This window comes from Streptococcus sp. 339, from assembly GCF_013277285.1.
GTDB classification, from domain to species: Bacteria; Bacillota; Bacilli; order Lactobacillales; family Streptococcaceae; genus Streptococcus; species Streptococcus pseudopneumoniae.
Window position 1 is genome coordinate 21544 of sequence record NZ_VMMR01000049.1, and the last position, 20474, is coordinate 42017.

Annotated in this window: 17 protein-coding genes and 1 pseudogene; 1 reads left to right on the forward strand and 17 read right to left on the reverse strand. The window is 40.4% G+C overall.

The genetic code is table 11. The features are described 5' to 3' along the window. Positions 1-51: 51 nt before the first annotated feature. The 13 genes and pseudogenes from pcp to parE all read right to left on the reverse strand — a co-directional run bounded on the left by pcp (position 52) and on the right by parE (position 14883). Complete coding sequence (gene pcp, locus HT736_RS06465; RefSeq protein ID WP_000699369.1) at positions 52-696, reverse strand: pyroglutamyl-peptidase I; 645 nt, start codon at positions 694-696, stop codon at positions 52-54. 14 nt (positions 697-710) lie between these two features. Next, entirely contained in the window at positions 711-1634 is a 924-nt protein-coding gene (locus HT736_RS06470) for a DUF979 domain-containing protein (protein WP_000137263.1), read from the reverse strand. Continuing rightward, positions 1631-2320 (reverse strand): DUF969 domain-containing protein, encoded by a 690-nt coding sequence (locus HT736_RS06475; protein ID WP_000454773.1) that lies wholly within the window; start codon positions 2318-2320, stop codon positions 1631-1633. The genes HT736_RS06470 and HT736_RS06475 overlap by 4 nt, the downstream gene beginning before the upstream one ends. Positions 2321-2384: 64 nt before the next feature. Beyond that, positions 2385-3089, reverse strand: a complete 705-nt coding sequence (locus HT736_RS06480; protein WP_050197944.1) for a peptide ABC transporter substrate-binding protein — start codon at positions 3087-3089, stop codon at positions 2385-2387. A 55-nt stretch (positions 3090-3144) separates the two neighbouring features. Beyond that, a complete protein-coding gene (locus HT736_RS06485) occupies positions 3145-4167 on the reverse strand; it encodes a branched-chain amino acid aminotransferase (protein WP_000219014.1) in 1023 nt (340 codons plus the stop codon). A gap of 129 nt (positions 4168-4296) precedes the next feature. Continuing rightward, the gene (parC, locus tag HT736_RS06490; RefSeq protein ID WP_138704866.1) at positions 4297-6768 is read right to left on the reverse strand and encodes a DNA topoisomerase IV subunit A; all 2472 of its coding nucleotides are present in this window, start codon (positions 6766-6768) and stop codon (positions 4297-4299) included. Positions 6769-7146: 378 nt separating this feature from the next. Next, a complete protein-coding gene (locus HT736_RS06495; RefSeq protein ID WP_138704867.1) occupies positions 7147-7707 on the reverse strand; it encodes a GTP pyrophosphokinase in 561 nt (186 codons plus the stop codon). After that, on the reverse strand, positions 7704-8564 hold the full coding sequence (locus HT736_RS06500) for an aminoglycoside 6-adenylyltransferase (RefSeq protein WP_138704868.1): 861 nt from the start codon (positions 8562-8564) through the stop codon (positions 7704-7706). Before HT736_RS06500 ends, HT736_RS06495 begins: the two co-directional genes overlap by 4 nt. A gap of 64 nt (positions 8565-8628) precedes the next feature. Continuing rightward, positions 8629-9231, reverse strand: coding sequence for a Fic family protein (locus HT736_RS06505; RefSeq protein ID WP_050261457.1), 603 nt, complete (start codon positions 9229-9231; stop codon positions 8629-8631). Positions 9232-9243: 12 nt separating this feature from the next. Next, positions 9244-9585: a hypothetical protein gene (locus HT736_RS06510; protein ID WP_000428283.1), complete on the reverse strand. Its 342-nt coding sequence runs from the start codon at positions 9583-9585 to the stop codon at positions 9244-9246. A gap of 149 nt (positions 9586-9734) precedes the next feature. Further along, a complete protein-coding gene (locus HT736_RS11740) occupies positions 9735-10880 on the reverse strand; it encodes a restriction endonuclease subunit S (protein ID WP_172930861.1) in 1146 nt (381 codons plus the stop codon). Positions 10881-10897: 17 nt separating this feature from the next. After that, positions 10898-12925 (reverse strand): annotated as a pseudogene (locus tag HT736_RS06520) (N-6 DNA methylase). 14 nt (positions 12926-12939) lie between these two features. Beyond that, positions 12940-14883 (reverse strand): DNA topoisomerase IV subunit B, encoded by a 1944-nt coding sequence (parE, locus tag HT736_RS06525; RefSeq protein WP_172930862.1) that lies wholly within the window; start codon positions 14881-14883, stop codon positions 12940-12942. A 135-nt stretch (positions 14884-15018) separates the two neighbouring features. Between parE and plsY the strand changes: the two genes are divergently transcribed. After that, positions 15019-15660, forward strand: a complete 642-nt coding sequence (gene plsY, locus HT736_RS06530; RefSeq protein ID WP_172930863.1) for a glycerol-3-phosphate 1-O-acyltransferase PlsY — start codon at positions 15019-15021, stop codon at positions 15658-15660. Between the two features lie 37 nt (positions 15661-15697). Here plsY and HT736_RS06535 read toward each other — a convergent pair whose 3' ends face one another. The 4 genes from HT736_RS06535 to HT736_RS06550 all read right to left on the reverse strand — a co-directional run bounded on the left by HT736_RS06535 (position 15698) and on the right by HT736_RS06550 (position 20439). Next, positions 15698-16654, reverse strand: a complete 957-nt coding sequence (locus HT736_RS06535) for an ABC transporter permease (RefSeq protein ID WP_000029121.1) — start codon at positions 16652-16654, stop codon at positions 15698-15700. A 2-nt stretch (positions 16655-16656) separates the two neighbouring features. Beyond that, positions 16657-17715, reverse strand: a complete 1059-nt coding sequence (locus tag HT736_RS06540) for an ABC transporter permease (RefSeq protein WP_054388252.1) — start codon at positions 17713-17715, stop codon at positions 16657-16659. Next, positions 17708-19243, reverse strand: a complete 1536-nt coding sequence (locus HT736_RS06545; RefSeq protein ID WP_119946968.1) for an ABC transporter ATP-binding protein — start codon at positions 19241-19243, stop codon at positions 17708-17710. Before HT736_RS06545 ends, HT736_RS06540 begins: the two co-directional genes overlap by 8 nt. A 143-nt stretch (positions 19244-19386) precedes the next feature. Then, positions 19387-20439, reverse strand: a complete 1053-nt coding sequence (locus HT736_RS06550; protein WP_001036123.1) for a BMP family protein — start codon at positions 20437-20439, stop codon at positions 19387-19389. Positions 20440-20474: the final 35 nt, after the last annotated feature.

Genomic DNA, 20474 nt, shown 5'->3' on the forward strand with positions numbered 1-20474 from the left:
GCATAGCTAATAGTTAGTAAACAAGCATAATTGACTATCCTTTTTAGGTTATCAGTGAGTCTCACCACCTACTAACTGCAAATCCTTATCTTTGTAGTCTACAATAGCTTCAATAGCTACCTCTATGCCTCTTACAATATCGCATAGACTCATTCCTGCAGTATTCGGCTTATTTACTACTTGTTCCATCATATATGGAATATGCATGAAACCTGCTCTCATATTAGGGAATTTTTTATCCACTAAATAAAGAGCTTGGTACATCAAATGATTGCAAACAAAGGTTCCTGCACTATTGGACACAACTGCTGGAAGTCCCTGTTTTTTAATAGCTTGTACCATCGCTTTGATAGGTAAACTACTAAAATAGGCCGATGCTCCATCAATACGAATCGGTGTATCAATTGGTTGATTGCCTTCGTTATCAGGTATGCGAGCATCATCTTGATTAATAGCCACTCGTTCAGGTGTTAAGCCGGTCCTGCCGCCTGCTTGTCCAATACAAAGTACAGCATCTGGTTGATATCGTAATATTTCTGCCTCTAAAACTTCTGACGACTTATAAAAAACCGTTGGAATTTCTACCCAGCGAACTTCGGCCCCATTAATCTCAGATGGTAATAATTTTACAGCCTCCAAAGCTGGATTAATCTTTTCACCTCCAAAAGGATTAAAACCTGTAACCAATATTTTCATTTTATTTTCCTTTACTAAAATGCGAGAAAGTACATTAAGAATATGTGAATAACAATCATTACTAGAGCAACACCTGCTTGAGCCTTTATAACGCCATTCTGATCTTTCATATCCATCAATGCTGCTGGTAGAGCGTTAAAATTAGCAGCCATTGGGGTCAATAAGGTCCCACAATAACCTGCTGTCATGGCAAGAGCACCAGCCACAATTGGATTAGCTCCCAGAGCAAATACAAAGGGAACTCCAACACCTGCTGTAATAACGGTGAATGCTGCAAAAGCATTTCCCATAATCATTGTGAATAGAACCATTCCAAGAACATAGGCCAAAACTCCTATAAAGCGACTATCTGAAGGAACAATACCGCTAATCAGATGAGAGATAACATCACCAACACCTGCTACAGTAAAAATAGCCCCCAAAGCCCCTAATAATTGGGGAACAATCCCACTTGTTGAAACTTGCTGAGTCATTCGATTGTTTTCTGATAACAGACTCTTAGGGTGACTATTGGTAATCACAAGAACAGAAATTGTAGCAAACAAGGCGGCAAGGCTAATCGAAATCTTGCTAAATTCTGGAATCATTTGCGCTAAGACCAACGCAAGTATTGCCATCAGCATAACTGGAATAAAAATTTTATTTTTCAATCTGTTAGATTCAATATTGGCTTTCATTTCATCTAAGGATGGCAAGGTTCCGATACGGACTTGCTTAAACAATGTTAGCAGCGATAATAGGATTACAATAATACCAATACTCATATTTGGCATATAGGAACCACCTATAAACGTAATAGCCAATAGAGTCCAAAATGCAGATGTTCCAAATCGAACTGGGTTTGTTTTATCTTTATAACTACAATAGGCTGTATGGAGAAATTGACAACCAATCACAATATAGGTCAACTCTAATAGTTGCTTTGCCAACTCTGTCATTTTTGTTCTCCTCCCCTAGTCTTTTCTGATGTCAATTTTTTATCAAATAAATAATTATAAATCCCCACTACAATAAGTGTTATAACAGCAACAATAATAGATGCAGAAGCAATCCCTGCATAATTGCTTTCATAGCCTAACTGATCTAATGTTCCCCCTATCAAGAGGACTCCACCAGCACCTACAAACGTATTTTGAGCAAAGAAATTTCCAAAATTTTCATTCGCAGCTGCACGCGCTTTTATTGTCTCATCTTCAACCTCTGTTAACTTTCTACCTAATTGAGACTCTGCTGCTGCTTCTCCCATAGGTTGAACCAAAGGTCTGACAAACTGAGGGTGTCCTCCTAGACGAATTGAAAAGAAACCAGCTAACTCTCGAATAAAGAAATAAACTGTATAGAAGTTTCCAACTGTCAGACCTTTAATCTTTCGAATCAAATCAATTGATCGTTGCTTGAGTCCAAAGGTTTCTGACAGCCCCACAAGAGGCAAGGTAACCATAAAAATCGTGAGTACTCGCTGATTGCTAAATTCTTTTCCCAAAATCTCCAAAAATTCAACAAGAGAAACACCTGAAACTAAAGCTGTAACCAAACCAGCTAAGACTACTGTTGCAATTGTATCAAACTTTAAAATAAAACCCACAACAATGATTGCTATTCCTATTAGCTTAATCCACTCCATATCAAACTCCTTTATATCCAAAATGACAGTATTTTTAAAATTTTATCAAGAGCAATACCATTCCTTATTTAATATGCTTTTCTAGTTCTTTTTGGTATTTGCTATTGGATTCCAATTTTTCTTTTTGCCATTTTTTAAGAGCTTCGTCATATTCTTTTGTTGTAACAATATCTTTTTGCAATTTCATTCCTTTAAAGATATATGGATCCCCCTTAATACCAACTTGTGAGTATGGTTTTGAGAATGGTACTACGTTACTTACAACTGGAGAACCACCAGATGAAGCTGTTGGCATCAATAACGAACTATCTGTCAACCAAGCTTGAGCTTTGGCATATTTTTCATATCTCTTTTCTAAGTCAGTGGTCTCAGAAACAGCATCTTCTAACAATTTCTTATATTGATCCAAACCAAGTTTAGCTACGACATCCTTATCTTTTCCTTTCGTAATACCAAGGTGTTTCATGGCAGAACCAGATTTTGGATCCATAATATTCAAGTAAGATGCTGGATCTTGATAACTCGGAGCCCATCCTGTACTGTTCAAATCATAGTCTTTTTGAGAAGGAGCAACATTGCCGTATTTATCATTTTCCATCAAACCATCAATAACATTTCCAATAACGTCTGTCCTCGATGTTCGAGTCGCTATACTGTAGCCCAATGATGCTGGATCCACTGCATATACATAAGAAAATGTTGTCGGTGCATCTGCTTCTTTATCAGTTTTTCCACAAGCCACTAAAATAGCTGACGTGCTCAGGACCACTCCTGCTGTTAAGAGCCACTTTTTCTATTTCATAAAAAATCTCCTTTGGTTTATTTTAATCTACTTTTACAATCCAACCTTCTGGCGCTTCAATATCGCCAAACTGAATACCCGTCAATTCATTATATAATTTACGCGTCACAGGACCTACTTCTGTTTCACTATAGAATACATGGAAATCATCACCATGTTGAATACCTCCAATTGGAGAAATAACCGCTGCTGTACCACAGGCACCTGCCTCTACAAAACGGTCAAGATTATCAATTGGAACATCACCCTCAATAGGAGTTAATCCCAAGCGATGTTCTGCCAAATAAAGCAAGGAATACTTGGTAATAGATGGCAAGATAGATGGACTCAATGGTGTTACAAATTCATTATCAGCTGTAATTCCAAAGAAATTAGCTGATCCGACTTCTTCAATCTTTGTATGAGTTGATGGGTCCAGATAGATAACATCTGAGAAATGGCGTGACTTGGCCATTTTTCCTGGTAAGAGACTTGCAGCATAGTTTCCACCAACCTTAGCCGCACCTGTACCATTTGGTGCTGCACGGTCGTACTCATCCTGAATCAAGAAGTTGGTTGGGACCAAACCACCTTTAAAGTAATTTCCAACTGGCATAGCAAAGATGGTGAAAATGTACTCTTCTGCCGGTTTTACCCCGATAATATCTCCGACACCAATCAAAAGAGGGCGAAGATATAAGGTTCCACCTATTCCGTATGGTGGTACGTATTCTTCATTCGCACGGACAACTGCTTTACAAGCTTCTACAAACATGTCTGTCGGAACTTGTGGCATCAAGAGACGGTCACATGTCCGTTGCAGGCGTTTAGCATTTTCATCAGGACGGAACAGTTGAACACTGCCATCCTTAGTACGATAAGCTTTCAAACCTTCAAATGCTTGTTGTCCATAGTGAAGACTTGGAGAAGACTCTGAAATATGCAAAGTTGCATCCTCTGTAAGCTCTCCTTGATCCCATTGTCCATTTTTGAAATGAGCAAGATAGCGATAAGGTAATTTCATATAGGAAAAACCGAGGTTTTCCCAATCAATCGTTACTGTCATATTCCACTCCTTATTCTAAAAACCTATTTCTTATATTCTACACTATTTTTCTAAAATAGCAAGTATATTTTGTAATTTTCAGAAAATTCCTCCAATAAAAACCATCTTAGAACTGATTCTTCATTTCACTTATTTATCTTCAGTAACTACTTCCTGAAGATAAGCGTCAAAAACTTCTTCATCTGAAATGGTATCGGATATGAAGCTACCGTTGCTGGTTCGTTCTGACAGATTCAAGTCTTGCAATCGGATTTCATAGATTGTTCCTTTGTTGGATTGAACAAGCAGAGTTTGGTCGTTCTCTTCTACCTCTGTACTGAAGAGATCACCTACAAATTCTTGCTCTGCAACTGCACCAGCCAAGAAGACACGATGCGGTTTGTTTTTCAATTCACGCAAGACTTGTAATCCTCGTTTGGCACGGCTGGTTGCTGGAATTTCCTCAATGGAAACACGTTTCAAACTTCCACGCTGGGTCAAGAGGTAGAAGGACGAGGTATTACAGATAAAGGCCGATTGGAGGACATCATCTTCTTTCAGGTTCATAGCCTTGACACCTGCTGCCTTGGCACCAACAACCGGAACCTCTTCAATATTGAAACGCAGTGCATAACCATTTTGACTAACCAAGACAACATCATCTAGTTTAATCGGAGCCACTGCTACAATCTGATCTGTATCGTCTTTGAGCTTAGCATACTTGACAGACTTAGATCTATAGGTCCGCCATGGAGTAAATTCTTTTCGCTCTACCCGTTTGATTTGACCAAGGCGAGTCGCTGCAAAGTAGGTTGTCGCATCGTCAAACTGATCCAGTACTTCCACATAAAGTATTTCTTCATTCGTTTCAAAGTTTGTGATGGTTTGGCTCAGATGCTCTCCGATGTCCTTCCAACGAATATCTGCCAACTCATGGATTGGTCTGTAGATGACATTTCCAAGACTTGTGAACATCAAGAGGTGCTGGGTTGTCTTGGCAGATTGAACAAAAATCAAACGGTCATCATCACGCTTGCCAATTTCTTCCAAGGTGGAAGCCGCAAAGGAACGTGGACTGGTACGCTTGATGTAACCTGCCTTGGTCACGCTGACGTAGGTATCTTCCTCAGCGATAAGACTAGCTGTATCAATCTCAATTGCTTTCGCAGTATCTTCTAAAGAACTCAAACGAGGAGTTGCAAATTTCTTCTTGACCTCACGAAGTTCTTTCTTCATGAGATTGTACATAGTCCTTTCATCACCGATAATAGCCGCCAGCATAGCAATCTTCTCACGAAGCTCTGCTTCTTCTTCCTGCAAGACAACCACATCGGTATTGGTCAAACGGTACAGTTGCAAAGTTACGATAGCCTCAGCCTGTTCTTCCGTAAAATCATAGCTAACTTTGAGGTTTTCCTTGGCGTCCGCCTTATTCTCAGAAGCACGGATAAGAGCAATGACTTCATCCAAAATCGAAATCACACGAATCAAACCTTCGACGATATGGAGACGTTTCTCAGCCTTTTCTTTGTCAAAGCGTGAACGCGCCAAAATCACTTCACGACGGTGGGCGATGTAGCTAGACAAGATTGGAACAATCCCAACCTGACGAGGTGTGAAATTGTCAATCGCCACCATATTAAAGTTGTAGTTGATTTGTAGGTCGGTGTACTTAAATAAGTAGTTGAGAACAAGCTCAGTATTAGCGTCTTTCTTAAGTTCGATAGCGATACGAAGACCATCACGGTCAGACTCATCACGAACCTCAGCAATCCCAGCTACCTTGTTATTAACACGAACATCATCGATTTTCTTGACTAGATTGGCCTTATTGATTTCATAAGGAATCTCAGTAATAACGATTTGTTCCTTACCACCTTTTAGCTTTTCAATTTCAGTCTTGGAACGAACAACCACGCGCCCTTTCCCAGTCTCATAAGCTTTCTTGATTTCATCACGACCCTGAATAATAGCCCCTGTAGGGAAGTCTGGTCCAGGCAAGAATTCCATGAGTTTATCAATCTTTGCAGTTGGGTGGTCAATCATGTAAACTGCAACATCTATGACCTCAGCTAAATTATGGGGAGGAATGTCTGTGGCATAACCAGCCGAAATCCCAGTCGAACCATTGACCAAGAGGTTTGGAAAGGCTGCTGGCAAGACCGTTGGTTCTTTCTCCGTATCGTCAAAGTTCCATGCAAAAGGAACTGTCTTTTTCTCGATATCCTGAAGAAGGTAGCCTGCAATTTCAGACAAACGTGCCTCAGTATAACGCATAGCCGCAGGAGGATCTCCGTCCATAGAACCGTTATTACCGTGCATTTCAACTAGAATCTCACGATTTTTCCAGTTCTGTGACATACGAACCATGGCATCATAGATAGAAGAATCCCCGTGTGGGTGGAAATTCCCCATGATGTTCCCGACTGACTTGGCCGACTTACGGTAGCTCTTGTCAAAAGTATTGCTATCCTTATTCATAGAATAAAGAATACGGCGCTGAACCGGCTTCAACCCATCACGAATATCTGGCAAAGCCCGGTCTTGAATAATATACTTGGAGTAGCGACCAAAGCGCTCTCCCATGATGTCCTCCAGGGACATGTTTTGAATGTTAGACATAGGATATAAAGCCCGTAAAATACCAATTGAAAATAGAAAATTCTTGCAGTTAGCGATGCTCACAAGAGAATTTATCTTTTTCACACAGTATCTAGGGCGTGTTCAACTCCTTTCAAAGAATGTAGAGTAGGTTTTGTAGAATAAAGGATATTTTACGGAAATTAGTCCCGTGTTCAGTTACTACAAATAACCAAACGACCCTTTCTGTAGTTTAATGTGTTTAAAATGCGTTGCTTCAGTTAATAAGAAATTTCACATAGCATTCAGGGCGCGTTTAACTCCTTTCGAAGAATGTAGAGTAAATACTATGGAAAAAGAAAAAATATAGAGTAAGTCACTTCCATCCAATTCCTGTATCGTCATTTCCACTTAAAATGTCTACTTCACAAATCCTCGTTTATACTTGATATGACTGGCGATATTGCTATCTACATCTTTCCTATCCCAAAGTTGAAGTTCCCATGGATAGTAAAAATTACTTTTATTTTTAAAATAGATATGAATACCGACATAGCCATCTTTATCACGTAAATACCAGTTTTTTAGTCCGTAAATCTCTTGCCAATCATCTAATTTATCCATGACTTGAGCTATCTCTTTGGAACTTAAAATCATACGAGCACCAAAAATATCATTAAGAATTGAATTCACAGGATAGCCCTCTTGACGCTCTGAAAAACGTGTAATTTTATCTAAAATAGACTCAGAAGTTTTGACACGATAAACATAGGCAATATCTTGGACATCCGCTTTCATCAGATAATCATTAATTGACTCATGTAAATTCAGACGGTAGGACAAAATCGCTTTAGTCGGAACTTTTGAAAAGGTATGCTTGAGATTTATTTTTTCCACCTTACCCGTTTCAAAATAATCTTTAGAATATTCTCGATGAATACGATTAATCTCTGTAATGAGGCGTTCCACTTTTTCAATCATGAGTCTTCTCCTCTCGCTTTTTCATTTTTCCAGTTATTCCCAAACTTCTTCACTCTTTCCTCAGCATACTCAATCATCTTCTCAGCCACTTCTTTATCGTAGTCAAAGCCCAGCTTTTGAGCAAGTCTTTGAGCTTCTCTATGGAAAAGTTGCATCGTAGTCAATAAAGACTGAGTGATTTTATCTATACTTGAAAAATCAAGCAAATCTGAGAATTCCTTCTTTTGCTCAGCAGGTAAATAGTTAAAAAGATGCTTATAATTCTTGCCGACGTCTACTTTCCCCCTATCACTTGCTACCTGCCAAGCCAAAATTTTCAAGAATTCTTGCTGACAAATGCCGTAAAGATGGTCAATCGCGTAGATGAGCTGATTCCGACAAATCCCTTTAACCACGTAAGATGACACCCACCAAAATTCATTGCAGGAATTTTTAAAATCTGTCTCAGTAGCTGGATGTATCCAGAAACGCTTTGGACTGGGAGAATAGGACTCAAACAAGCCCTTCTTATCTTCTAAAACAGTGAATCCTGCTTCACTGTCCACCCATTCTTGAATGTGTTCTTTAGGACAAAGAGTCAAATCGATACGATTGCCATCTTCAAAGAGCATGAGGTAGAGACGACGATGGTCAAGCTGGACATGCTGTTCAATCAGGCGTTTGCCAAACTGATCTAGCCAAGAAAGGTCACTCGTCAGATTATCTAAATCATCCACGATATAGACCACGTCATAGTCTTGAAATTCATCTGTTTGAACCTTTTGGTTTGTCCGTGAACCAGACATGGCGATAGCTTTAACTTGTAAAGTTTTGGCAGTTTGTAAAATCAGATCTAGCATTTCTGTTTCAATTCTCATGTCAGCACCTTCTCATTTTATAGGTTACCAAGCGTCTGATTCTTCTTACTGGATAGTTTTTATACTATAATTCCCCTGTCTTGTAAAGACTGTATCCTTCGTAGTAGTATGAAGCATCTACTCTCTTAAAGAAACTGGTCTGAGTAAGGTCATCCGTCAAGTTATTGAGGAGCAAATACTTGAGTTCTCCAGTCGATACTGCACTACGCTTCATGGCATTCAGGTATTCATCCTTATCTATAGCATTCCAGTCTACCACTTTGCCCAGTTTCTGACGAAGCATACAATCTAGCCAAATCCGCATTGCGCGTCCATTCCCCTCACGGAAAGGATGGGCAATATTCATATCCGCATACTTATCAACTACTTGATCAAAATTATCATGAGGAAGTTTGTCAATATACTGCAAGGATTGCTCTAAAAAAATACGGGGGGCAAATTGAAAGTTATCCTTTGCAATATTGACATCACGGATTTTTCCAGCGAAATCATAGATACCTGAAAAAAGATAGTGGTGAATAGCTGACAGCCCTGCAAATGTCCCAACTTCCATCTTGAACAAGTCTCCTGTCTGAAAAAGCAGGGCGGCTTGTTTTTTTGTCAGTTTTTCTTCTGCATCTGCCAGCTGGGCTGAGTTTGTAATGCCTAGTTTATTTTCCAATACCATATCTTCCCCTTATTAACGCCATTTTGTATAGAAAACAGGGTGCCCTTTAGCAATATGTTCTTTCAGTTCATCTGGCAACTTAAACTCTACAATGTCTGTAGTAACCCTTGGTAAGTAAGCAAAATCTCCGTTGAGTCCGCTAAAATAGAAACCATTTTCCTTAGCCTCTTTGTCCAATGAAAATATCACTTTTGGAATAAAATACTCATAATCAGGCTCTCTATTACAAATCATATTTCTTACATCCAAAATAGATGTTTTCGCATCCAACACATCAAGTACTTTCCCATACTCTGCATGACTTATTTTGAACAATCTAATCTTTGCAGCTCCTTTAGGTTTCTTATTCTCCATTTACTGGATCCTCCTTCTTACTTTTTTCAATGTAAACTTTTTGTAAGGTGTAAATAAATAGCTATTATCAAAACTCAACTTGTCCTTTTTAGGGAAAAACTGCCTAAAAATTAGGACAGCTACTCCCTAAAAAGGACAGATATACTGAACTATCTTGCTACTACTTCCTTAGTCGCAGCAATTTTTTTGTCAGCCCAGATGACTAAATCCTTGATAACTAATTTCTCCACTGCTCGAACAAAGTCAGACATAAATGTATAGTCGATTTGATTATTTTTGATAGGAAGCTTAACATCTGTCTCTTTTAATACTTTTTCATTAAAAGAGCTACTTCCCCAACTAAATGTAGAGAAACTCTTTCTTAATGAAGTAATTAAATAAAGAGCTTTATACCTATCCAATTCTACTTCTTTAGTGCGCAATACCTTAATTTTATCTCCTGTGAAATAGGGTTCTTTTTGATAAAACATCGTTGCCGTATCTTGACCAAAACTAATTGTGTTGGCAGGATTGAGAAATTCTTCACTCTCTGTAATATAACCTCGAATCCCATTGTTACTATCTCCACGAGCTACATAAGGAAACTTTCCTCCAAACTCAATCATATTTGCATTGAATTTCTTTTTACTACTGGATAAGTTAAAGACCTGAGAAAGTTGGAATACCTCCGACTCCTCTACTCTACTCTTAGTATCGGAAAGTTTTGCAAACTTGTCAAGTACTTTTTCATCATTTTTTGTAAGATGATAATCCCTAAGATTTGTTACAGTTAGATAAGACTCGAGCGTCTCGATGCGTTCAGACTCGAGCGTCTCGATGCGTTCAGACTCGAGCGCTTTGATGTAGCTTTCCATGTATGAAAATGCTAATTTGTTATTGAGAGTTGGAAGTTTAACTAGGAGGTCATGAGATTTAGAAGAGCGTAGCTTATTTCCAAAATCAAATTTACCAACTAAAGATTTTTGAATTGAAGATGCTAAAAATAACATGGAGTGTTCACTATACTCTTCGTCATTCCAGTAGACACCCACATCATCTGATGCGCTAAATTCATAATTTCGATAAAAAACATTTCCAAAAATATCAATAGTCAGAGAATTTTTTGGAAAAATAGTCATCTTATTCCCAATATGTCTAACGACACCCGTATTAGTCACTCCTGCCATCACAAATGGTAAAAGGCCATCTATCTGATCTGCTTTCGTTAGACGGGAACCCTGAACAATATTACCAAATAAATCTCCTATCCGATACTCTCTCCACTCGCCCCCACTTGCTTCAAATTCCTCTTCCAATTTTTGAAGGCGAGGGCTTAGGCTTTTTTTGAGCTATCTTCCCCCTTGTTTTTCAGGAGTTGTTCCACTTCCCAAGCTAAGTAGTCAGTAACAGTCTTTTTAAAATCATCCAAGGTTGGTTTTGTATCAATGATCTAGTGCTGTTCGAAATTCCAATCATTACCCTTGTCAGTGATAAAGTCCTCAATAAAGATAGCATCTAAATCCCAAAGTTCTTTACTCACTTCCGCTCTCTTTCCAGCCTTATAAATTTTAATCACATCTTGGTAACGCTGGATAGGATTATCAACCTCTGAAATACCTCGCTTAGCACGTTTAAAACCGTCATTTCTAAAGTCAATAAATTTAACCGTCTGGTCGTAATCGTGTGCCTCATGAGCCTTAAAAATGTAGATAGAAGTCTGGACTCCTGCCATGGGAACAAAAAGGTCAACAGGCATTTTGATAGAAGCAAGTAGGGTATGCTTTTTCAAAATAGCTTTAGCTGTCTTTGTTGCCTTACCAGAACCAGCACTATCTTGAATGATAATGGCACCTAGGCCACCACGCTCCATCTTATCCAAACCATAGGCTATAAAAGGAAGACCATTTTCTTCATAAGAGAAAGGGGGATTCAGCAAGACACGATTAGCTTTAAAATCCGTAAACAGACTCTCAGGACGATTGAATGCAGAACCTTTTTCAATTCGACTAGATCCATCTCCACGAAGAATCATATTGGTTGTCGCTAAGGTATACATCTCTGCATTAAGTTCTATTCCTAGCAGGTTATCTTTCTTGAGCTTCGCAATCTCCTCGTTGGCTCGAGAAGTCCCCTTCCCAAAACTGATATTTGCATGATCTATCATCAACTCCATCGCTGAAATGAGGAAACCAGCTGAACCAGTCGCCAAATCCATAACCTTGCTCTCACTTGTTATCCCCAGAATTTGCGCCATCATTTTGGTAACATAAGGAGGGGTCAGAACAATACCAATTTCTTTTCCATCTCCCAAAGCATACTTTAGAAATTCGGAGTACATCTCCCCCATAATATCGATATGTCCACCCAAACCATCAATGGACTTGAAAATATTCTCATAGATAAAAGTGAAGATTTGCTTGGTAACAGAATTTTCCTTTTGAGGGAGAAGTTGTGCTACTTCTTTGTCATTGGTAATCAACTCGTCACGCTGGCTATCTTTGGAAATTTCTCCAAAAGAAGCCAACATGAGAGTTTTCTTATCTTCATTGATTTCACGTTCATCTAGGAAAGCCTTGATTTGATCAACAACTTTCTTACCATCACGCTTGGTTTCAGACTGCACACCTTTTAAATCGTCAGGTATTAAGCCCTCATCAACCTTTTTGCCCTTACAATCTACGATATCCTGCATAGATAATAGCATACCAGACACATAAAGCACCCGTTGAGGAGCTGTGATATTATGGTTGTGCATCAATTTATTGAGCTTTTTAGCATAGCCTTGCAAGGTCGCTTGACTATCAATCAGAATTTGGTGTTTTTCTTCTTCGCTCAAAACAGCATCTTTGTAGAATATCTCAAAGGTGGACTCATTTTCCAAAAAATCAAAAGTCGTTACCTTTGATAGCTCTTTATAGGCATTAGGAGCAGAACCAAAGACATAATAAACTTTGATAGTCACATTTTCTTCGTTATCACCTGCAACACCAACTGCGACGGCTTCATGATATTTACCACTATCAATAACTGCCCTCGCATAATGCAAAACCCCATTCACCGCAAAATCACTAATTGATTTATCATCAAACTTAATACCGTCCTTTGTTTGAGCAACTAGCTTAGATAATTTGAGTTTGTTTTCAATCAAGATAGGAACTTGTTTGTATTTTTCAATATGAAAATCTGGTTTTCCAAAATTAGTCTTAGTTTGCGTCTTAGCCGCTCCCTTAAGCGCCTCTTTGAGATAAGCACTCATAGCAGATTCTTCATTATAATCCTGCAATTTTTTCAAACCAAGATTTTCAAACTGCTTTTTCACATAGTCATTCACATCCGACTCTAATTTCCAGTTTACTAACATATTATTTTCTTTCATTAAAACACTGTCGCTTCTTCCAACGTAAACTTGACATTATCCTCAATCCATTTACGGCGTGGTTCGACTTTATCTCCCATGAGGACATTGACGCGGCGTTCGGCGCGAGCTAGGTCTTCAATGGTGACACGGATGAGTGTACGGGTTTCTGGATTCATAGTTGTTTCCCAGAGTTGATCCGCATTCATCTCACCAAGTCCCTTGTAGCGTTGGAGGGTTGCGCCTTTGCCAAACTGATTGCGGAGTTCTTCTAGCTCTCCGTCCGTCCAAGCATAGGCCACTTCTTCTTTCTTGCCTTTTCCTTTTGACATCTTGTAAAGAGGCGGGAGGGCGATATAAACATGTCCTGCCTCAACTAGCGGACGCATGTAGCGGTAGAAAAATGTCAAGAGCAAGGTCTGGATATGGGCTCCATCAGTATCGGCATCGGTCATGATAATGATCTTGTCATAGTTGGCATCTTCAATAGAGAAGTCTGCCCCAACACCCGCACCAATAGTATAAATCATGGTGTTAATTTCCTCATTTTTGAGAATATCCGCCATCTTAGCCTTAGCTGTATTGATAACTTTACCTCGAAGGGGCAAGATAGCCTGGAACTTGCGGTCACGACCTTGCTTGGCAGAGCCACCGGCAGAGTCACCCTCAACCAGATAGAGTTCATTCTTAGCAGGATTCTTAGACTGGGCTGGGGTCAATTTCCCAGACAACAAACCCTTGTCTTTTTTATTTTTCTTCCCATTTCGGCTCTCATCACGCGCCTTACGTGCTGCCTCACGAGCATCACGGGCCTTGATAGCCTTGCGAATGAGATTAGAAGCCAATTCCCCATTTTCCATAAGGAAGAAGGTCAACTTATCCGCCACAATGCCATCCACAACGGGACGAGCAAGAGGACTTCCTAGCTTGTCCTTGGTCTGTCCCTCAAACTGCAAATGTTCTTCAGGAACCAAGATAGAAAGAACGGCAGCAAGTCCCTCACGGTAGTCTGAACCTTCAAGGTTTTTATCTTTTTCCTTGAGAAGCCCCGTCTTACGCGCATAGTCATTCATGACCTTGGTAATAGCGGACTTGAGTCCTGTCTCGTGCGTTCCACCGTCCTTGGTGCGAACGTTATTGACAAAGGACAAAATATTATCTGAAAATCCGTCATTATACTGAAGCGCAACTTCCACTTGAAAACCATTGTCTTCCCCTTCAAAGTAAAGAACTGGCGTCAAGGTTTCCTTATCTTCGTTCAGATAAGAAACAAAGTCCTGCACCCCATTTTCATAATGGAACTCAATCGCTTCATCTGTTCGCTTATCTGTCAGAGACAAGGTCACATTTTTCAAGAGAAAGGCTGATTCATTGAGACGTTCTGAAATGGTATTGTACTTGAAGTCTGTCGTAGAAAAGATAGTCGCATCCGGCATGAAGGTAACCTTGGTACCTGTTTTAGACTTGGGTGCTGTACCAATTTTCTTCAAGGTCGTGACAGGTTTTCCACCATTTTCAAAACGTTGCTTGTAAACTGCGCCATCACGAGTAATTTCAACTTCTAACCAGCTAGAAAGGGCATTAACAACGGAAGAACCCACCCCGTGAAGTCCACCTGATGTCTTATAACCACCTTGACCAAATTTTCCTCCGGCATGAAGGATGGTAAAGATAACCTCAACAGTTGGAATTCCCATAGCGTGCATACCCGTCGGCATCCCACGACCATGGTCTTGAACCGTTAAACTCCCATCTTTATTGATGGTCACATCAATACGATCGCCAAACCCAGACAGGGCTTCATCGACTGCATTATCGACAATTTCCCAGACTAGGTGGTGGAGACCAGCACCATCGGTCGATCCGATATACATCCCTGGACGTTTTCGAACTGCATCCAACCCTTCTAGCACCTGAATGGCATCATCATTATAATTGTTAATATTGATTTCCTTTTTTGACACAAGGAACCTCCTATTCGTTCATCTTTACTATTCTACAGGTTTTCCAAGGATTTTGCAAAATTTTTCTTTCTCCGATGTGACAATTTCAGAAGTGATTCTCTGCCTTTCTTTTCCATTTCATGATATAATAGGAGTATGATGACAATAGTTTTATTAATCCTAGCTTATCTGCTGGGTTCGATTCCGTCTGGTCTCTGGATTGGACAAGTATTCTTTCAAATCAATCTGCGCGAGCATGGTTCTGGAAATACTGGAACAACCAATACTTTCCGCATTTTAGGTAAGAAAGCAGGTATGGCGACCTTTGTGATTGACTTTTTCAAAGGAACCCTAGCAACACTTCTTCCAATTATGTTTCATCTTCAAGGTGTTTCGCCTCTCATCTTTGGACTTTTGGCTGTTATTGGCCATACCTTCCCTATCTTTGCAGGATTTAAGGGTGGCAAGGCTGTCGCAACTAGCGCTGGAGTGATTTTCGGATTTGCGCCTGTCTTCTGTCTCTACCTTGCAGTTATTTTCTTTGGAACCCTCTATCTTGGTAGTATGATTTCGCTATCTAGTGTCACAGCATCTATCGCGGCTGTCATCGGAGTTCTACTCTTTCCACTTTTTGGTTTTATCCTGAGCAATTATGACCCTCTCTTCATCGCTATTATCCTGGCTCTTGCTAGCTTGATTATCATTCGCCATAAGGACAATATCACACGCATCAAAAATAAAACTGAAAATTTGGTCCCTTGGGGATTGAACTTGACCCACCAACATCCTAAAAAATAAAACGCCAGTTCTGTATGTACTGACGTTTTTTGTATGCTTATTTTGATTTGATATAGTTGATACCATCTGCTTTTGGTGCGACTGCTTTTCCAAAGAAAGCTGCCAAGACTAGAATTGTCAAAACATAAGGTGCGATTTGAAGGTAAACCGCAGGAACTCCTTGTAGGAACGGCAATTGAGAACCGATAACAGCCAAACTTTGTGAAAGCCCAAAGAAGAGACTAGATAGCATGGCTCCGATTGGATTCCATTTTCCGAAAATCATCGCAGCAAGAGCGATAAATCCAGGTCCAACAATAGTTGTCACTGAAAAGTTAACTGAGATTGATTGAGCATAAATCGCTCCGCCAATTCCACCTAGGAAACCTGAAATAATAACTCCAAAATATCTCATCTTGTAGACATTGATTCCCAAGGTATCCGATGCTTGAGGATGTTCACCGACAGAGCGGAGACGAAGACCAAATCGAGTCTTGAAGAGGATAAACCAAGCAAGGAATGAGAAGGCAATGGCCAGATAACCAAGAAGACTAGTTGACTTGAAGAAGATATCACCAATCACTGGGATATTTGCCAAGACTGGGAAATCAAAGCGTCCAAAAGTCTGACTTAGGTTGTCGGTTTGTCCTTTGTTATAAAGAACTTTCACCAAGAAAACAGCCAAGGCAGGCGCCATCAAGTTCAAGACAGTACCGCTGACAACATGGTCTGCACGGAAATGAACCGTTGCTGCTGCGTGGATGATAGAAAAGATTCCCCCTACCAATCCTGCTACAAGCAAGGATAGCCATGGGGTTGCTGCTCCAAATTGTTCTGCAAATTCAAGGTTAAAGACAACTCCAGAAAAGGCACCCATAACCATAATTCCTTCAAGACCGACGTTTACCACACCACCACGTTCAGAGAAAACACCACCAATACTTGTAAAGATGAGGGGTGCTGAATAAATCAGCATAGAAGACACCAAGAGGGTGAGCAAGGTTGTAATAGACATCTTTACTTACCTCCTTTAACTTGTTTTTTCGGTTTGACAAAGCGTTCGATAAGGTAATGAACACTGACAAAGAAGATAATAGACGCTGTTACAATGCTAACAAGCTCAGACGGTACCTGCGCCGCATTCATACCAGGAGCTCCAACTTGGAGAACACCAAACAGAAAGGCTGCAAAGAGAATACCAATTGGTGAGTTGGCCGCAAGCAGACTAACCGCCATCCCGTTAAATCCAACAGCCAATGACGCCCCCTGAACATAGACATTCTGGAAGGTTCCAAGTCCTTCAACAGCTCCACCAAGACCAGCCAAGGCACCTGAAATAATCATTGAGAGGATAATCGTTCTTTTTGCAGAAATACCAGCATATTCTGAAGCATGTGGATTAAGACCAACCGCACGAATTTCAAAACCAAGGGTTGTTTTCTTGAGCATAAACCAAATGACTGCAACGGCAATGAGAGCAAAGAAAATACCAATATTCATCCGTGAGTTACCAGTCAATTCAGATAACCAAGGTGTCTGATAGGTTGCATTAGCCCCGACACGAATGGTCGAATCTGTACTTTGCATGAATTCTTTAGGAAAGGCATGGATAAAGGCATTCCCTACATACAAGACAATGTAGTTCATCATGATGGTGACGATAACCTCTGACGTCCCTAGATAAGCTCTCAGAATACCCGGAATCGCTCCGACAATCCCACCAGCAATCAAGGCAATCACAATAGTTGCCAGAATCATCAAGGGACGGGGCATATCTGGATGCGACAAGGCAAACCAACCGCTTAGAATCCAACCTGCCAAAGCCTGACCAGGAAGTCCGACGTTAAAGAAACCTGCACGACTGGCAACGGCAAAACCAAGACCAATCAAGACCAAAGGCCCCATTGCACGGAAGATTTCCCCAATCCCACGGAGGCTACCAAAGGCTGTGTAGAACAATTCTTCGTAGCCCCAAATAGCATCATAACCGAAGATCCACATGACAATGGCTCCAAGTAAAATTCCTAGGAATACAGAAATCAAGGGAACCGAAATTTGTTGTAATTTTTTAGACATCACTCTTCTCCTTTCCCAAGTTTCCACCAGCCATCAAGACACCAAGTTCTTGTTTATTGGTTGTTTCTGGTGATACAATACCTTGAATCTTACCATCGTGGATAACGGCAATACGGTCTGAGACGTTTAAAATCTCATCCAATTCAAAGCTGACAACAAGGACAGCCTTCCCATTATCACGCTCTTCAATCAAGCGTTTGTGGATATATTCAATGGCACCGACATCCAAACCACGAGTTGGCTGGCTGACGATAAGGAGATCAGGATCTCGATCAATTTCACGAGCAATAATTGCTTTTTGTTGATTTCCTCCTGAGAGTGCAGCTGCAGGAACAAATTCACTGGCAGCACGAACATCAAACTCTTCCATTAGCTTTTTAGCATAAGAAGTAATATTTGAATAGTTCAAAATTCCATTTTTACTATGTGGTTCTTTATAGTAGGTTTGAAGGGCAATATTTTCAGAAATCATCATTTCCAAAATCAAACCATCACGGTGACGGTCTTCTGGAACATGCCCAACACTCAACTCTGTAATTTGTCGTGAGTGCAAGCCTACAGTTGAATTTCCTTTTAGCTCGATGCTCCCAGATTCAACCTTGCGAAGACCTGTGATGGCTTGAATCAGTTCAGACTGACCATTTCCATCAATCCCCGCAATCCCAACAATCTCTCCAGCACGAACATCCAAGGATAGATTTTTCACAGCCGGGACACCGCGGTTTTCATTAACCACCAAGTCTTTAATAGACAAGACCACTTCTTTTGGTTGAGATGCTTGTTTCCCTGTTTTAAAGGAAACAGAACGTCCTACCATCATTTCCGCCAAATCAGCATTAGTAGCCCCTGCAATTTTGACGGTTTCAATTGATTTCCCACGACGGATAACTGTAACGCGGTCAGAAACTGCGCGAATCTCGTCCAACTTGTGGGTAATCAAGATAATTGATTTTCCTTCTTTGACAAGATTTTTCATAATAGCCATCAATTCATCAATTTCTGATGGAGTCAAAACAGCCGTTGGTTCGTCAAAAATAAGAATATCAGCTCCCCGATAAAGGGTTTTTAAAATTTCTACACGTTGTTGAGCTCCAACTGAGATGTCTGCCACCTTGGCAGAAGGGTCCACAGCTAAGCCATAACGTTCAGAAAGAGCCTTGATTTCTTTGCTAGCTCCAGCAATATCTAGTACACCATTTTTAGTCAATTCACTTCCTAAAATGATGTTTTCAGCCACCGTGAAAGCTTCTACCAACATAAAGTGCTGGTGAACCATTCCGATTCCCAAGCCAGCTGCTTTAGATGGGGAGTCGAGGTTGACAACTTGACCGTTGACCGCGATTTCACCACTAGTTGGTTCAAGAAGTCCTGCTAACATGTTCATGAGCGTGGACTTTCCAGCCCCATTTTCTCCTAAAAGTGCATGAATTTCACCCTTTCGTAGGTGCAGGTTGATGTTGTCGTTGGCAACAAATTCGCCAAACACCTTGGTAATATCACGCATCTCTATGACATTTTCGTGTGCCATGTGCTCTTCCTTTCAGAGTCTTATTTTATTTCAATAAAACTTGCTAGTTTGTCTAGTAGCAAGCTTTACTGAGACAAAATGACTTTGTCTCAACTCTTAAAAAAGCGACCGAGGGCCGCTTCCTAAGAAATGACTTCCATCCATTATTTTGCAGGAACTTTTACGCTTCCATCAAGGATTTTAGCTTTAGCATCTTCGACAGCTTTTTTACCTTCTTCTGAAAGGTTTGTTACTACCAAGTCAACCCCTTTATCCTTCAATGAGTAAACGATTACTTGACCACCAGGGAATTCACCTTTTTCTGCTTTGTTAGAAATATCTTTTACAGTTGTACCAACTTGTTTCAAAGTAGATACAAGAACAAAGTTTGATTCTTTACCATCTTTAGAAGTGTATTTACCTTCTGCTTCTTGGTCACGGTCAACACCGATAACCCAAACTTTTTCATTTTCAGGACGGCTTTCGTTAAGTGATTTTGCTTCTGCAAAGACACCAGCACCTGTACCACCAGCTACTTGGTAAACAATATCTGCACCGGCTGCGTATTGTGCGGCTGCAATTGTTTTACCTTTAGCAGCATCACCAAATGAACCAGCGTAGTCAACTTGTACTTTGATAGATGGGTCTACTGACGCAACACCAGCCTTGAATCCTGCTTCAAAACGAGAGATAACTTCTGACTCCTGCCCACCTACAAAACCAACTTGTTTTGTTTTAGTTGTTTTTGCTGCAGCTACACCTGCAAGGTAACCTGACTCATTATCAGCGAAAGTTACGCTCGCAACATTCTTTTGATCTTTAATCACATCATCAATCAAGACATAGTTCAAGTCAGAATGTTCTTTAGCTGCTTCTTCAACCGCATTGTGAAGGGCAAAACCAACACCGAAGATTAGGTTGTAACTTCCAGCCGCTTGTTGCAAGTTGTTAGCGTAGTCAGCTTCACTTGTTGATTGGAAGTAAGTGAAACCGTTATCTTTTGAAAGATTGTGTTCTTTACCCCAAGCCTGCAAACCTTCCCAAGCTGATTGGTTGAATGATTTGTCATCAACACCACCAGTATCAGTGACGATTGCTGCTTTTGTCTTCACATCAGAAGATGAATCTGCCTTACGAGAAGAGCGGTTACCACATGCAGCAAGTCCAACTGCTGCCACTGCTACTAGGCCAAGACCTAGCCATTGTTTCTTGTTCATTACTGAACCTCCTAAATAAGATGTGCAACGATGTT

Excerpts from the sequence above, each read along its gene's own strand:
- pcp (WP_000699369.1), bottom strand. The coding sequence starts at position 696 with ATGAAAATATTGGTTACAGGTTTTAATCCTTTTGGAGGTGAAAAGATT.
- HT736_RS06470 (WP_000137263.1), bottom strand. The coding sequence starts at position 1,634 with ATGACAGAGTTGGCAAAGCAACTATTAGAGTTGACCTATATTGTGATT.
- HT736_RS06475 (WP_000454773.1), bottom strand. The coding sequence starts at position 2,320 with ATGGAGTGGATTAAGCTAATAGGAATAGCAATCATTGTTGTGGGTTTT.
- HT736_RS06485 (WP_000219014.1), bottom strand. The coding sequence starts at position 4,167 with ATGACAGTAACGATTGATTGGGAAAACCTCGGTTTTTCCTATATGAAA.
- parC (WP_138704866.1), bottom strand. The coding sequence starts at position 6,768 with ATGTCTAACATTCAAAACATGTCCCTGGAGGACATCATGGGAGAGCGC.
- HT736_RS06495 (WP_138704867.1), bottom strand. The coding sequence starts at position 7,707 with ATGATTGAAAAAGTGGAACGCCTCATTACAGAGATTAATCGTATTCAT.
- HT736_RS06500 (WP_138704868.1), bottom strand. The coding sequence starts at position 8,564 with ATGAGAATTGAAACAGAAATGCTAGATCTGATTTTACAAACTGCCAAA.
- HT736_RS06505 (WP_050261457.1), bottom strand. The coding sequence starts at position 9,231 with ATGGTATTGGAAAATAAACTAGGCATTACAAACTCAGCCCAGCTGGCA.
- HT736_RS06510 (WP_000428283.1), bottom strand. The coding sequence starts at position 9,585 with ATGGAGAATAAGAAACCTAAAGGAGCTGCAAAGATTAGATTGTTCAAA.
- plsY (WP_172930863.1), top strand. The coding sequence starts at position 15,019 with ATGATGACAATAGTTTTATTAATCCTAGCTTATCTGCTGGGTTCGATT.
- HT736_RS06535 (WP_000029121.1), bottom strand. The coding sequence starts at position 16,654 with ATGTCTATTACAACCTTGCTCACCCTCTTGGTGTCTTCTATGCTGATT.
- HT736_RS06540 (WP_054388252.1), bottom strand. The coding sequence starts at position 17,715 with ATGTCTAAAAAATTACAACAAATTTCGGTTCCCTTGATTTCTGTATTC.
- HT736_RS06545 (WP_119946968.1), bottom strand. The coding sequence starts at position 19,243 with ATGGCACACGAAAATGTCATAGAGATGCGTGATATTACCAAGGTGTTT.
- HT736_RS06550 (WP_001036123.1), bottom strand. The coding sequence starts at position 20,439 with ATGAACAAGAAACAATGGCTAGGTCTTGGCCTAGTAGCAGTGGCAGCA.